We start from the raw sequence: 14,779 nt of genomic DNA on the forward strand, positions 1-14,779 counted from the left end.
CTCGCGTTCACGTCCATGAACCAGACCATCCGCAACTTCGTCGTGATCGATTCGATCCACGGCCCGTTTCTCATCAACCGGCACTGCGCGCTGCAGGCCGAGGCATTGATCAAGACCGGCCGGCCACATATCCAGGGCGAACTCGACACGATCCTGCACGTGATCGAGCAACTGCCCGACGGCGCGATCGCGGTGGACGGCGGTGCGAACGCGGGGCTCGTGTGCGTGCCGGTCGCGCACCGGCTGCGCGCGCGCGGCGGCCGCGTGTACGCATTCGAGCCGCAGCGCACGCTGTTCCATGCGCTCGGCGGCACCATCGCGCTCAACGAGCTCGACAACCTCCACCTGCTGAACATGGGGCTGGCCGCCGCCAACGGCACGATGAAGGTGCCCGATGTCGACTACGGGCAGGATGCCGATTTCGGTTCGGTGTCGCTCGTCGACGGGCAATCATCGGGCGGCACGCCGACGCCGGTCGTCCGGCTCGATTCGCTCGGCCTGCCGCGCCTGGATTTCCTGAAGCTCGACATCGAAGGGATGGAGATCGACGCGCTGCGCGGCGCGCGGCGGCTGATCGAGACGCATCTGCCGTGGTGCTGGATCGAATACTGGAAAGTCGGCGAGGCGCCGATCATCGATACGTTCGCCGGTCTCGACTATACGTTCTACCGGATCGACGGACTGAACATGCTGTGCGTGCCGAACGCACGCTGGGACCGGCAGCGCCTGCTGATCTCGGGCGACCCGCTCGCCGTCGGATCGGCGACCGGAAACGGCGCGGATCGCGCGGCGGCCGCGCCCGCCGACGCCGACGCGCCCGAAACGAACTGGAACCGCGCACTCGACCACGAGTCGCGCGGCGAGTGGGGACATGCGATCGATCGCTGGCAACGCGCACGCGGCCGCGGGCTCGACGACGATGCGATCGCGTTGCAGCTTGCGTCGTGCTACGGCTTCGCCGGCGCACCCGAGGCCGGGCTTGCGGCACTCGACCATTTCGGGGACCCGGCCGCACTGCCCGACGCGGTGCGCGGGCGCATCGAACTGGCGCGCTCGGCACTGCTGCTGCGCGCCGGCCGGCGCGACGAGGCCGCGCGCGCCACCATCGACAGCGAAAACGTGCTGACGTCCGCACAGTTCGGGCTGCCGACGGAGCGGCTCTACCAGGGCCAGCCGCTGCACGGCAAGCGGCTGCTCGTGCTCAGCTACGGCGGCATCGGCGACCAGCTTCAGTACGCCCGCTACCTGCATGCGCTCGACGCGCTCGGCTGCGCCGGCGTGACCGTGGTCGTGCCCGACGCGCTGGCCGGCCTGCTGCGCCATACGTTCCCGCGTATCGAATTCGTCGGCGCGCACGGCGCGTGGGTCGACACATCGCAGATCGCACACGACTACTGGTGTTCGTTCCTGATGCTCGCCGCGCAGTTCGGCTACGCGCCGGCGCCGGAAGGTGCGCCACCCGCTTACCTGGCGTGTCCGCCCGCGCATGCCGACGCATGGCGCGAGCGCGTGGCGCGCGACGGCCACGCAGCCGGTACGCGCCGCATCGGGCTCAACTGGCGCGGACGCGACGAAAGCGACGCACGCTTCCATCGCGCGGCCAGCCTGCGCGACTTCGCCCCGCTTGCCGGGATGCACGGCTACGCCGCGTACTGCATCAACCGCGACCTGTCCGCACAATCCGAACAGTCGGACCTGCCGGTCACCTTCCCGCATCAGGCGATCGGCGATTTCAGCGATCTGGCCGCGCTGATGCTCGCGATGGACGCCGTGGTGACCACCTGCACCGCGCACATCCATCTCGCCGGCGCGCTCGGCGTACCGGCCGTGCTGCTGCTCAGCCCGAAAGCCGACGCCCGCTGGGAAACCGGTTCGCGCAGCGCGCTCTATCCGGGCATCCGGATCGTGCGCGCCGCGCACGTCGGCCGATGGGACGATGCAGTCGACCGCGCGATGGCGCTGGTGCTGGGCGGTTTCGGAAAGGATTGACCGGCTTGACTGGCCGCGTGACCGAGCCGCCGCGGCGCAGCGGGCCCGCACGCGCGGCGGCTGCCCTACACCGGCACGCGATCGCCGCTTTGCGCGGCGAACACGCGGCCATGCCGCCGCCCCATGCGGGCGAGCACGGCAAAACAACGGACCGCCTGCCCGCTTGCACTGCCGGATTGCCTGGCGAGGCTGTCGGACACGCCGCGCGCGATCGCCGAATCGTCGCCGCACGCGCCGGCGATGACGCCCGCGTAATAGTGCCGCGCCGCCAGCTCGCGGCCGTTGGCATCGATCGGTTTCATCCGCTGAATGCGACGCGCGACGGCCTTCAGGCCGTCGAGGTACGGCGCGACATCGATCGGCACATCGGTCGACTCGGCGCCGAGTTGCCACAGCATGTCCGCCAGTTCGGCGATCGCGACCAGGTCGCGCGCATCGGTTGCCTGCGTGCCCGTTCCGGCTCCGGCCTTCGTCCCCGCCATGCCACACCCCTTTGCGATTCGTCTCACCCTCGCCCGGCACCGGCGCGTCGTGCGCGCCGCCCCGCCCGTTCCCGCGCCGTCACACTGCGGCCGGCGACCGCCATGAAAAGCGGATGCCCTGCGCCCAGGCGACACCGGCATCCACGATGATCTGCCGGTCGATCTCGCTCTCCACGCCTTCGACGACGACGTGCCGCGCGCCTTCGTGCGCGAACGCGATCAGCCTGCGGAACTGGTAACGCCCGATCGCGTTGCGCTTGATCATCGACAAGACCGACCGGTCGAGCTTCACGATGTCGGGATTGCCGACCACCAGATTGTTCAATGCGCTGAAACCGACGCCGAAATCGTCGATCGCGATCCGGCAACCGGCCTGCCGGAAGCGGTTCACGAACGACCGGCCCGCGACGGGGTTCAGCGGCCCCGTCTCCGTGATCTCGACCACCAGCCGCGCCGCCACCGACGGCTCGCGCTCGAGCCGCCTGAAAATCGCCAGCCACGCGTCGTCGACGACCGCGCTCGCCGCCGCGACGTTGCAACCGAGCACCGCGGCCGGATCGGCGCGCAGCGCGTCGATCGTCCGGCCGACCACCAGCCGGTCGAACCAGCGCATCAGCCCGAGCGCCTCGAGGCGCGGCAAGAATGCGAGCGGCGGCAGCGCATCGCGCTCGCCCCAGCGCAACCGCGCCAGACGCTCCTGATACAGCACACCGCCCGACAGGTCGGCCCGGCACACCGGTTCGTGCGCGAACCCGAGCCGGCTTTCCACGAAACTGCGTACCGACGCGAGGTCGGCATGATCGTCGGGGGCGCCGAACACGAGATCGATTTCGTCACGATTCGCTTCCCGATTCGCCTCCAGGCGAGCTTCGACCGCATTCATCCGGCGCTCCGGCAAATGGCGAGCCGCCGATCGCGGCTCGACCTCAACAAACACGCGGAGCAAACCTACCCTGACGCGCTCCGCCGCCTACCCGGCCCATCCTGTTATGACGATTTTTTCCGGGAGCGTACTTTTCGCTTCGGCGCGCCGTCAAATTCGATATTTTCAGTGATATTCAACTACTGCCAATACACCATGCACGCATCATGCCGACAGTGCGACAGGTTACACAACACAAAATACGGAACCTCGAATCCAGCTCGCTTATCTTCATCGCCCGGACAGTTTTATCCGAATCGATTTCTTTCACGACATTACGGGACTGCAAATCGAAAAATCGTTAATTGATCAGACTAAAGCAGATGCACGAATCACCGTTTTCCATTGATGCACGGGCCCGCGACGCAGGCCCTCGACCCGGGCAGCCATCCGCCGGAAACCGGCCGCCGCGCATCATTCGATCACCGCAGCATTCAATTTTCTCGCTGCAAACGACATTATTTAATCTCGAAACAGAATTCACCGCGTCAAATCAATAATATCAAGTTTTATTTATATGATGATTATGAATTGAACCATATTTAACAATCTTAAAGACTTGTTAACCTATAAAATTGTTTCCGACGGACTTCCCTCGGAGCCGTCAATTTCGTGCCTTCAAAACCGTCGAACCGATCGGGTTCGGCGGTTTCTTTTTTAACGGCACCATTTCGTCAGACATTAGGGCGGGACAACCCCGATGGCGGCCGACGGCGTCATGAAAGTACGCCGTGGAAAATCGGGCCTTATGCGGCCGGCGTGCCGATCAGGTTCGCGAGCAGCGCGTCGTACTCGGCGACGAGCGCCGGATTCGCCGACGTGTAGCGGCCGAGGATCTCCCGTTGGCGCCGCGTGTATGCTTCCCAGTCGTCGTCGTGCGTATGCAGCGCACGCAGCAGCGCGTCGGCGCCCTGCTGCACGTCGTTGTCCGGATAGTAGTAGCCGAGGTCGGGCGCGAGGCTCGCGTTGTGCACGAGCGGATAACCCTGCCAGCACACGTCGAAATAGAAGTAGTTCAGCGGGTTCGACCATTGGTGCGACACGACGATGTCGGTCAGGTCGGCCAGGAACACCGGCGTGTCGAAGCGACCGACGAAGCTCGCCTTGCCCGCGCGCACGATGTCCAGGTAATTCATCAGCATCACGAACTCGGGGCTGTCGTGCGCGAGGCGATCGGCGTTCGTCACGTGCGTGAAGCAGATCGCGTCGGGGTCGCGCCGATACGCTTCGTCGATGATCAGCATCGGATACACGCAGAACTTCACGACGTTGTGGTTCGGCTCCATCACCGTCAGCCGCTTGCCGGGCTCGCTGCGTGGCCGGTATTCGCCGTGCTCGGGCAACGTCTGCGCGCGTGCGGTGAGGAACATCGGATCCCACACGAACGGCACGACGCGCCCCGGGCAGCGGCGCAGCGACTGCAGGAACGGCAGCGACGAAGGCGCGATCTGCGGAATCGCCCATACCTCGTCGTAGCCGCGGTTGATGAACAGCGAATCCCACAGCCGGCGGCCGAACAGCATCGACTCCATCGCGTTGATGTACTCGACGCCGCAGCAATAGCTGACGAGCTTCGCGCCGCGTGCTTTCAGGTAGGCCGTCTGCTCGCCGTCGATCTGGCCGCCGAGCTCGATCACCACGTCGAGCGCATCCTTCATGTCGGCGAACGCGCGCGTGTCGTACACGTTGCGGTCCCACGGCAGCGCGTCGGTGAGCGGCACGTCGGTGGTGTTGACCAGCGTCACGCGGTAGCCGTGCGGCGACGCCATCAGCAGCTTCGCGAGAAACAGCGCGTTCTGCTTGATGCCGTTGATCCACAGGCTTTCGTCAGGGGCACGCAGTCCGATCGTGATACCGATGCGCAGGCCGTTCAGGACAGGAGACGTCATCGTCGGCAGGATGGAAGGTTGAATGGGAGCGGCATGGCGCAGTGTAGCGCGCGGAGCGCCGCCCGCGTCAAGCGGCGGCGGCCAACCCGGCATTCTAGCGGAGCGCCGTCCGCACACTGTCAGACATGGTCAGCGCCCGCCGCGGCCGTGCAAATCCGCCGGATCGTTATGCGATACTCATGCCACCCGCTGCGCCACCGGCCGGCAGGCTTTTCCGGGGTATTCGAGCGGGCACGCACACGACCACGCCGCACCTCGATGACAAGAAAGGCTGACAGAATGGACCACGATGCCGCGCAAGTCTTCCAGAAGATCCACGACGAACAGGGGTGGCACTCGCAGGAAAGCGTGTCCGGGTGGGGTTCGGAGCTGAAAAACACCGTGCAGGTCATTCGCGAGCTGCCGGGATTGCTGCGCCGCTTCGGCGTGCGTTCGATGCTCGATGCGCCGTGCGGCGATTTCAACTGGATGCGCCATGTCGACCTCGACGGCATCGACTACATCGGCGCCGACATCGTGCAAAACCTCGTGGCGGCCAACCAGGCAACGTGGGCGGCGCCGAACCGCCGGTTCGTGCATCTCGACCTGTTGCGGGATCCGTTGCCGGATGCCGACCTGATCCTCTGCCGCGACTGCCTGTTCCACTTTTCGCACGCCGACGTGTTCCGCGCGTTCGAGCGTTTCGCCGCGACCCGCGCGCGCTACCTGCTGACCACGACCTTCATCTATCGCAGCTATCCGCGCAACGCGGCAATCGCGACCGGCCAGTGGACGCCCATCAACCTCGAGATGCCGCCGTTCGACCTCGCCCCGCCGCTGACGCTGCTCGTCGAAGGCAGCAACGAATGCATCATCTACGGGGGCGACATCGGCACCGTGCCGATGTCCGATCGCTGCCTCGGGCTCTGGAACATGGAGAGCGTTCGCGAACGCTTGCGGCGCAGGCCGCTTCCCGGCCTGCGGAGCGCGCGATGATCGTCCTCAGCCATTTCAGCCAACCCGCGCCCGCCAGTCTCGAGAATCACCGCTGGTACGCGCAGGCGCACGGCTATCGTCACGAGATCGTCGATGCGTCCGCGATGCCGCAGGCGCTGCCGTTGCGGCCGCTGTATCGCTACGAATCGCTGCTCCACGTACTGCGCGGCGCGCAGCCCGACGCACTCGTGCTGCTGCTCGGCGAAGACGCGGCGATCATCGAGCCCGTCGCGCTCGAACGCCTGATGGCCGGGCGCGACATGCTGCTGGTCGACGCGTTCGCGCCGCCGCTGCCGCAGGTCGACGTGCAGATCTGGCGCAACACGGCGGACGTGCGCGCGATCGTGATGCAGCTCGTGCAGCGCTGCAAGCTCGGCAGCGAGCCGAAGCTGACGTCGGAGGCCGCGCTGTTCGACGGGCTCGACACGCATCGCTACCTGGAATTGATCGACGGGTTGTACGCCGTCATGCCGTGCGGCCCCCATCTCGATCCGATGTGGAGCCGCGAGCCCACCTTCGCGATCAGCATCGACGACACGCCGCACGATCCCGCGCGCAAGGGCGCGACGCCACGTTTTCGCGACACGCTCGTCGCGTACGTCAATCGCTGCCGCGCCGCAGGCCGGCCGATGTTCTCGTTCGATCATGCCGCGGCCGCACCGGACGAAGCCGCCGAGCGCTGCACGTACAATCCCGGCCGGCCGATCGCGCTGATGATGCTGTACACGCCGAACATCGGCAGCTACGCCCGCGTCGCCGAACGCAATTTCCGGCGCTACTGCGACACGCACGGCTACACGCTCCACGTGCATCGCGACATCCCCGCGGAGATCGGGCTGAACGCAACGGGCAACTGGTTCAAGCCGTGGCTGCTGCACGCGTACCTGCAGCATCATGAATGGGTCGTGTGGCTCGATGCCGACGTACTGATCGCGAATCAGCAGCAGCCGCTGGAACCGTTGCTCGACGGGCGCGACTGGCTGCTTGCGCAGGATATCGGCCAGTGGGCGTTCAACTCGGGCGTGATGGCGTTCCGCCGCACCGAACGCAACGACGCGATGCTGCGCGACCTGATGACGACGATCGCCGCGCTGCACGACCGGTCGAGCGTCTACGCGAGCGACGGCGACCAGCTGCATTTCATTCGCGCGATGGAGCGCGACGGGCAGCTGCACGGCGAAGGCGTGGCCGATCTCGTCAGCCTCAACACGCCCTGGCTGTTCCGCCGCGCGGACAGCTACATCGTGCACTACTACGGCATGTGGTCGGCGATGCGCGCGCTGATGATGGCGCATGACGACGGGCTGCCGGGCTGACACCGCCGCTTCGGCATCGAACCCGCAAGGACGACGCACCGGATACCGTCAGATCGGCGTGATCGTCGGCGCGACGGCCGCCGGATCGGTGACGCTGGCCCTGCCGGTTTCGACGTGCCCCGCGATGCGGCGCGTCCAGCCCGCGTTGCCGGCCACCGCGAACTGCAGGTCGTACCACTGGCTGCTGCACGACAGGTCCCAGCGCGCTTCGATGCGCTGCCCGGCGGGAATCGTCAACGTGCGCGCCGCGCCGCCGTACGCGACATCGGTCGCCGTGACCGTGAGCGTGCCGGTGCCCGCATTGGCGATCGTGACATAGACGTCGCCGTTCGCCACGTCGTAGCACGGCGTGATTTCAGGCTTCGCGGCGGCATCCGCGGCGGCCGAACCCGCAAAGCGCCGGAAATAGCCGTTCGGCCCCCACACGCTCACCAGGTAGTTGCCGTTCGCGTCGAGCGCCCACGTGTCGGTCAACTGCTTGCCGGCCTCGACCGTATAACGGCGCGGCATCGCGGTCGGATCGCCCGTATAGACCCAGAAGTGCGCGCCCTGCGTGCCCGAATTGGCGAACGTCACCGCATAACCTTGCGCCTGGAGCCGGCCCGTCACGTGCAGCTCGTACGGCAGCGCGCGAGCCGGCCGCGTGCCGGGTTCCTGCGCCGTCACGACCTGCTGCGCGGTGCTGGCCGGCGCCGTCTGCGACGACGCGCGCGAGCATTGCAGGTCCGCCTGCGCGACATATGCCTGCGTACTCGGCAACGTCGGCAGCGTGGCATCCGATCTGGAGAAATCGAGCGCCGACGTCAGGTCGCCGCAGATCGCGCGGCGCCACGGCGAGATGTTGGTTTCGATCACGCCGAAGCGCTTCTCGATGAATTGCAGCACCGACGTGTGATCGAAGACCTGCGAGCACACGAAGCCGCCCTTCGACCACGGCGACACGACGAACATCGGCACGCGCGGGCCGAGGCCGTACGGCAGGTTGTCGGCCGTATACGTGCCGGCCTGCGTCGACGTCACGACATTGTGCCGCTCGAGCGACACGTCCACCGTGCTCATGCCCGAGCCCGGCAGCGTCGGCGCCGACGGCGGCACGACGTGGTCGAAGAAGCCGTCGTTCTCGTCGTACATGATCAGCAGGACGGTCTTGCTCCATACGTCCGGGTTCGACGTCAGCGCATCGAGGATCGTCGACAGGTAGTACGCGCCGTACAGCGGCGTGAACTTCGGATGCTCCGAATACGCGGCGGGCGGCAGCAGCCACGAGACCTGCGGCAGCGCGTTGGCCTGCACGTCGGCCTTCAGCTGCGTGATCGGGCGCGTGCTCATCCCGCGCGTCTGCAGCGACGAACCGGCCGGCGCATTCACGAAGTTGTTGAAGCACGCGAGCATGTTCGTGCCGTAGTTGCCGGTGAAGTTGTCGAACCCGGTGCCCTGCTGGTAGATCTGCCACGAGATGCCGGCCTTCTCGAGCCGCTCCGGGTAGGTCGTCCAGCTGAAGGGCGGCAACTGGACCTTGTCGAACGGGTTGTCGATGTAGTCGGTATTGTCGAGCAGCGGGCCGCCGCCCGTGCCGAGCGGATCGACCATGCCCGTCATCAGGTACATGCGGTTCGGGTGCGTGTTGCCCGGAATCGAGCAGAAGTAGTGGTCGCACACCGTGAACGCATCCGCGAGCGCGTAATGGAACGGGATGTCGTCGCGAACGTGATAGCCCATCGTCATGTTCGACTTCTGTACGGCCCACTGATCCGCGCGGCCGTTGTCGATCGCGCCGTGCGTCGTCGCCCACGTATGCGGCAGGCCGCCGATACATTGCGCGTTGACGCCCGGGTTGGTCGTGTCGTAGCGGAACGGCGCGATCACGCTCGTCTTGTCCTCCTGCCGCGGCTGGAACCACACCGGCTTGCCGTTCGGCAGCGTGACGGGGAAGCGATCGTTGTAGCCGCGCACGCCGCTCAGGTGGCCGAGGTAGTGATCGAACGAGCGGTTCTCCTGCATGAACACGACGATGTGCTGCACATCCTGGATCGTGCCCGTCACGGAATTCGGCTCGATCGCCAGCGCCTTGCGGATCGACTCGGGAAGCAGCGCGGTGGCGGCGGTCGCGCCGGCGAGACCGGCGGAGAACTTCAGAAAATCGCGTCGCGAATGGTTGGCCATGCTGGTTGCTCGTGATTGGATTTCTGGTGAAAACAGCCGGTATCAGGAAGCGGGCGACGATGCCGGTGCGGTGAAACCCGGCGGGCAATGCATCTGCGCGGTGGCGACGACGGCGCCGCCGCACGCGGCCTTCTGCTGCGCGACGGGCGCGGCGGGTGCGGTCAGGTCGTCGTTGCAGGCGCCGAGGAGGGCTGTCAGCGCGATCAGGCCAACGACCGCGAAAGGCCGCAGGGCCGACTTTCGCATAACGGTTCTCCGTGGGGGTGATGACGTGACACGGACGCGAACCCGCGTCGGTCATATCGACGCCGAGATGCTATGTTCGACTTGTTACACGACGGTGTCGAGTAAAGGGAGATCGACGCGCACGCGGAGCGCGGCACGTGGTGGCCTGGCCGGAATGACGCGATTCGTAAGTCGTTCGAAAGATTGATGTTGGCTGAACGTGCGGCTTCGCGGGCCGACGACATCGGGGCGGCGCGGCCTAAACGGCGCGCGCACCGTGATTCGAGAAGCATTCTTGTGCGGGCCGGCCGCAGCGCGGCCGGCTTGCACACGGCGTGCAGACTGGCGTCAGCCTTCCGCCATCATCAGCAACTGCGCGCCATCCGCGACCTGGTCGCCGACGCCGTACAGCACTTCCGCGACGACGCCCGCGCTCGGCGCGCCGATCGTGTGTTCCATCTTCATCGCTTCCATCACGATGAGCGGCGTACCGGCTTCGACCTTCTGGCCCGGTTCGACCAGCACCGCGATCACCTTGCCCGGCATCGGCGCGGTCAAACGTCCGCCGCCCTGCTCCGCATCGCCCGCATGCGCGAGCAGGTTGCGCCATTCGAACGTCTCCGAGGTGCCCTGCGTGAACACATGGAACGTGTCGCCGTCCGCATACACGCGGCCGCTGCCGCGCACGCCACCGAGTATCACGTCGAAATCGAGCGGCGTGGCGCCGCGCGTCCATGCGAACGGTTGCGCGGCGTCATCGCCGGTCGCGAGTCGCGCGCCGGCGCCGTCGTCCTCGTAGGTGACCGTCACGTCCGCTTCGCGATCGGCCGCATGCCATTCGAGCGTGCGGCGATAGCCGCCGTTCAGCCGCCAGTCCGGCAAGGCGCCCCACGGCGATGCACCTTGCGCGGCCGCGCCGCGTTCGCGCGCGAGCAATGCCGCGCACGCAAGTGCAAGCGCCGCGCGCGGCGGCTGTTGCGGCGCGAACAGCGCATCGTGGTTGCGCTCGATCAGCCCCGTGTCGAGATCGGCCGTCGCGAACGGTTCGCACGCGACGATCCGCTGCAGGAACGCGGCGTTCGTATGCAGGCCGACCACCTCGCACGCACGCAGTGCACGCAGCATCAGGCCCAGCGCTTCCGCACGGTCCGCGCCGTGAACGATCAGCTTCGCGATCATCGGATCGTAGAACGGCGTGATCGCATCGCCTTCGCGCACGCCGCTGTCGACGCGCACCGCCGCGCCGATGTCGAACTCGACGCCTGCCGGCAGCCGCAGGTGCTTGAGCGTGCCCGTCGACGGCAGGAACCCGCGCGCCGGATTCTCCGCATAAAGACGCGCCTCGAGCGCATGGCCCCGCACGCGCAGATCGTCCTGCTGCAGCGGCAGCGGCTCGCCGGACGCGACGCGCAATTGCCATTCGACGAGATCGAGCCCCGTGACCATTTCGGTGACCGGATGCTCGACCTGCAGGCGCGTGTTCATTTCCATGAAGTAGAACGCGTCGCCCGTCATGATGAATTCGACGGTGCCCGCGCCGACATAGCCGACCGCGCGCGCCGCCGCGACGGCCGCTTCGCCCATCGCGCGGCGCACGTCGTCGGGCAGGCCCGGCGCCGGCGCTTCCTCGAGCACCTTCTGGTGACGGCGCTGCACCGAGCAGTCGCGGTCGAACAGGTACACGGTATTGCCGAGCGTGTCGCCGAACACCTGCACTTCGACGTGACGCGGGCGCGTCAGGTATTTCTCGATCAACACGCGGTCGTTGCCGAAGCTGCTCGCGGCCTCGCGCTGGCACGACGCAAGCGCCGCCGGGAAATCGTCGGAGCGCTCGACCACGCGCATCCCCTTGCCGCCGCCGCCCGCGCTCGCCTTCAGCAGCACCGGATAGCCGATTTCGTCGGCTTCGCGATGCAGGTTGCCGGCATCCTGGTCGTCGCCGTGATAGCCGGGCACGAGCGGCACGGCAGCCGCATGCATCAGCGCTTTCGCGGCGGCCTTCGACCCCATCGCCGCGATCGCGTCGACCGGCGGCCCGATGAACACGATGCCGGCCGCTTCGCACGCGTGCGCGAAATCTTCGTTTTCCGACAGAAAACCGTAGCCGGGGTGAATCGCCTGCGCGCCGGTCGCGCGCGCGGCTTCGATGATGCGCTCGATGCGCAGGTAGCTGTCTGCCGCGGCCGATCCGCCGATGTGCACGGCTTCGTCGCACGCGGCCACGTGTTTCGCGTTCGCGTCCGCGTCGGAATAGACGGCGACGCTCGCGATCCCGAGACGTTTGCACGTCGCGGCGACGCGGCACGCGATTTCGCCGCGGTTGGCGATCAGAATCTTGTCGAACATGGCTTCGATGTCGTCCGGAGAGTGGGGGTCACGCGATCATTCACGCCACGACGGCGTGCGCTTTTCGAGGAAGGACGCGATCCCTTCGCGCGCTTCCGCGCCGGCACGGGTCCGCGCGATCCAGTCGGCGGTCTGCTCGATCAGCGTCGCATCGAGCGGGCGGCCGGCCACGTCGGCGACGAGCCGCTTGCACGCCTTCACCGCGTCGGGACCGTTCGCGACGAGCGTCGCGGCCAGCTTCGCGACCGTTTCGTCGAGCGTATCGGCCGTTACCGCGTCGTGAATGAAGCCGAGCGACGCGGCCCGCGCGCTGTCGAACACCTCGGCCGTCGTGAAATAACGGCGCGCCGCGCGCTCGCCCATCGCCCGCACGACGTACGGCGCGATCGTCGCGGGGATCAGCCCGAGCCGCGCTTCCGACAGGCAGAACTTCACGCCGTCGGCGGCGATCGCGATGTCGGCCGCCGCGACGAGGCCCACGCCGCCCGCATAGGCGTCGCCGTGCACGCGCGCGATCACCGGCTTGCCGCAGCGATGGATCGCCTCGAGCATCCGCGCGAGCTTGCGCGCATCGGCACGGTTCTCGTCGTCCGAGTAACCGGCCATCTTCTTCATCCAGTTCAGGTCCGCGCCCGCGCAGAACGCGGCGCCTTCCGCCGCGAGCACGATCGCGCGCACGCCTTCGTGCGCATCGAGCCATTCGAACGCGGTGGTCAGCTCGGCGATCGTCGTCTCGTTGAACGCGTTGCGCACGTCGGGGCGTGCGAGCGTGACGGTCGCCACGCGGCCGGCTTCGCTTACCTTGATCGTTTCGTATCGCATCGGTCGGTCCTCCCGGGCGTTACATGCGGAACACGCCGAAGCGCGTGTCTTCGATCGGCGCGTTCATCGATGCGGCCAGGCCGAGGCCGAGCACGTCGCGCGTCTGCGCCGGGTCGATCACGCCGTCGTCCCACAGCCGCGCGCTCGCGTAATACGGATGGCCCTGGCGCTCGTACTGGTCGCGGATCGGCTGCTTGAACGCTTCCTCTTCGTCGGTCGACCACGACCCGCCCTTCGCCTCGATGCCGTCGCGACGCACCGTCGCGAGCACCGACGCGGCCTGCTCGCCGCCCATCACCGAGATGCGCGCATTCGGCCACATCCACAGGAACCGCGGGCCGAATGCGCGACCGCACATCCCGTAGTTGCCGGCGCCGAACGAGCCGCCGATGATCACCGTGAACTTCGGCACCTTCGCGTTCGACACGGCCGTCACCATCTTCGCGCCATGCCGCGCGATGCCTTCGTTCTCGTACTTGCGCCCGACCATGAAGCCCGTGATGTTCTGCAGGAACACGAGCGGGATCTTGCGCTGGCAGCACAGCTCGATGAAATGCGCGCCCTTCACGGCCGATTCGGAGAACAGGATGCCGTTGTTCGCGACGATCCCGACCGGATGGCCCCAGATGTGCGCGAAGCCCGTGACGAGCGTCGTGCCGTAGCGCGCCTTGAATTCGTCGAATTCCGAATCGTCGACGATGCGCGCGATCACCTCGCGCACGTCGAACGGCTTGCGCGTATCGACGGGGATCACGCCGTACAGGCTCTTCGCATCGTAGCGCGGCGGCTTCGGCTCGCGCAGCGCCACCGGCGACGCGATCTTCGGCGCGAGATGATCGACGATGTTGCGCGCGATCGACAGCGCATGCGCGTCGTTCTGCGCGAGATGATCGGCCACGCCCGACAGGCGCGTGTGCACGTCGCCGCCGCCGAGATCCTCGGCGCTCACTTCCTCGCCCGTCGCGGCCTTCACCAGCGGCGGGCCACCGAGGAAAATCGTGCCCTGGTCCTTCACGATGATCGACTCGTCGCTCATCGCCGGCACGTAGGCGCCGCCGGCCGTGCACGAGCCCATCACGACGGCGATCTGCGCGATCCCCGCCGCCGACATCGTCGCCTGGTTGAAGAAGATGCGGCCGAAGTGGTCGCGATCGGGAAACACGTCGTCCTGGTTCGGCAGGTTCGCGCCGCCCGAATCGACGAGGTAGACGCACGGCAGCCGGTTTTCCGCGGCGATTTCCTGCGCGCGCACGTGCTTCTTCACGGTGATCGGGTAGTAGGTGCCGCCCTTGACCGTCGCGTCGTTGCACACGATCACGCATTCGCGGCCGGCGATGCGGCCGATCCCGGTGATGACGCCCGCGCCCGGCGCGTCGTCGTTGTACATGCCGTTCGCCGCGAGCTGCGACAGCTCGAGGAACGGCGCACCCGGATCGAGCAGTTGCGCGATGCGATCGCGCGGCAGCAGCTTGCCGCGCGACAGGTGCTTGTCGCGTGCGGCCTGGCCGCCGCCCTGCGCGAGCTGTTCGATCTTCGCGCGCAGGTCGGCGACGACCGCCTCGAGCGCGGCGGCATTCGCGCGGAAGTCTTCCGAACGCGGGTTCAGTTTCGATTCGATGATCGGCATCGACGAGGCTCCGTTCGCGTGAC

General features: G+C 67.1%; 11 protein-coding genes. 3 read left to right on the plus strand and 8 right to left on the minus strand.

Going from position 1 to position 14,779, the window contains the following annotated elements:
* Window positions 1-15 precede the first annotated feature (15 nt).
* A complete protein-coding gene (locus VXM69_RS13445) occupies window positions 16-1,989 on the plus strand; it encodes an FkbM family methyltransferase (RefSeq protein ID WP_367188745.1) in 1,974 nt (657 codons plus the stop codon).
* A gap of 65 nt (window positions 1,990-2,054) precedes the next feature.
* Here the strand turns inward: VXM69_RS13445 and VXM69_RS13450 are convergent, their stop codons facing one another.
* From VXM69_RS13450 to VXM69_RS13460, 3 genes are all read right to left on the minus strand, one after another.
* Entirely contained in the window at window positions 2,055-2,471 is a 417-nt protein-coding gene (locus VXM69_RS13450; protein ID WP_034190569.1) for a hypothetical protein, read from the minus strand.
* Window positions 2,472-2,550: 79 nt separating this feature from the next.
* Window positions 2,551-3,354, minus strand: a complete 804-nt coding sequence (locus VXM69_RS13455) for an EAL domain-containing protein (protein ID WP_034190570.1) — start codon at window positions 3,352-3,354, stop codon at window positions 2,551-2,553.
* Window positions 3,355-4,139: 785 nt separating this feature from the next.
* Window positions 4,140-5,282 (minus strand): DUF2827 domain-containing protein, encoded by a 1,143-nt coding sequence (locus VXM69_RS13460; RefSeq protein ID WP_034190571.1) that lies wholly within the window; start codon window positions 5,280-5,282, stop codon window positions 4,140-4,142.
* 279 nt (window positions 5,283-5,561) lie between these two features.
* Here VXM69_RS13460 and VXM69_RS13465 point away from each other — a divergent pair, with 279 nt between their 5' ends.
* Together VXM69_RS13465 and VXM69_RS13470 are read left to right on the plus strand one after the other, a co-directional pair.
* On the plus strand, window positions 5,562-6,257 hold the full coding sequence (locus tag VXM69_RS13465) for a class I SAM-dependent methyltransferase (RefSeq protein WP_051701046.1): 696 nt from the start codon (window positions 5,562-5,564) through the stop codon (window positions 6,255-6,257).
* A complete protein-coding gene (locus tag VXM69_RS13470; RefSeq protein WP_034190572.1) occupies window positions 6,254-7,573 on the plus strand; it encodes a galactosyl transferase GMA12/MNN10 domain protein in 1,320 nt (439 codons plus the stop codon). The genes VXM69_RS13465 and VXM69_RS13470 overlap by 4 nt, the downstream gene beginning before the upstream one ends.
* Window positions 7,574-7,621: 48 nt before the next feature.
* Here the strand turns inward: VXM69_RS13470 and VXM69_RS13475 are convergent, their stop codons facing one another.
* The 5 genes from VXM69_RS13475 to VXM69_RS13495 form a co-directional block, all read right to left on the minus strand.
* Entirely contained in the window at window positions 7,622-9,736 is a 2,115-nt protein-coding gene (locus VXM69_RS13475) for a phosphocholine-specific phospholipase C (RefSeq protein ID WP_059557471.1), read from the minus strand.
* Between the two features lie 42 nt (window positions 9,737-9,778).
* Window positions 9,779-9,982 (minus strand): hypothetical protein, encoded by a 204-nt coding sequence (locus VXM69_RS13480; RefSeq protein ID WP_034190574.1) that lies wholly within the window; start codon window positions 9,980-9,982, stop codon window positions 9,779-9,781.
* Between the two features lie 327 nt (window positions 9,983-10,309).
* Window positions 10,310-12,307 carry an acetyl/propionyl/methylcrotonyl-CoA carboxylase subunit alpha gene (locus VXM69_RS13485; protein WP_124609979.1) on the minus strand — a complete coding sequence of 666 codons (1,998 nt, stop codon included), beginning with the start codon at window positions 12,305-12,307 and terminating at the stop codon, window positions 10,310-10,312.
* A gap of 36 nt (window positions 12,308-12,343) precedes the next feature.
* Complete coding sequence (locus VXM69_RS13490) at window positions 12,344-13,129, minus strand: enoyl-CoA hydratase/isomerase family protein (protein ID WP_367188746.1); 786 nt, start codon at window positions 13,127-13,129, stop codon at window positions 12,344-12,346.
* A gap of 19 nt (window positions 13,130-13,148) precedes the next feature.
* Window positions 13,149-14,756: a carboxyl transferase domain-containing protein gene (locus VXM69_RS13495; protein ID WP_124609980.1), complete on the minus strand. Its 1,608-nt coding sequence runs from the start codon at window positions 14,754-14,756 to the stop codon at window positions 13,149-13,151.
* Between the last annotated feature and the right edge of the window lie 23 nt (window positions 14,757-14,779).

It is taken from the genome of Burkholderia sp. Ed8 (genome assembly GCF_040761425.1).
Taxonomy (GTDB): domain Bacteria; phylum Pseudomonadota; class Gammaproteobacteria; order Burkholderiales; family Burkholderiaceae; genus Burkholderia; species Burkholderia seminalis.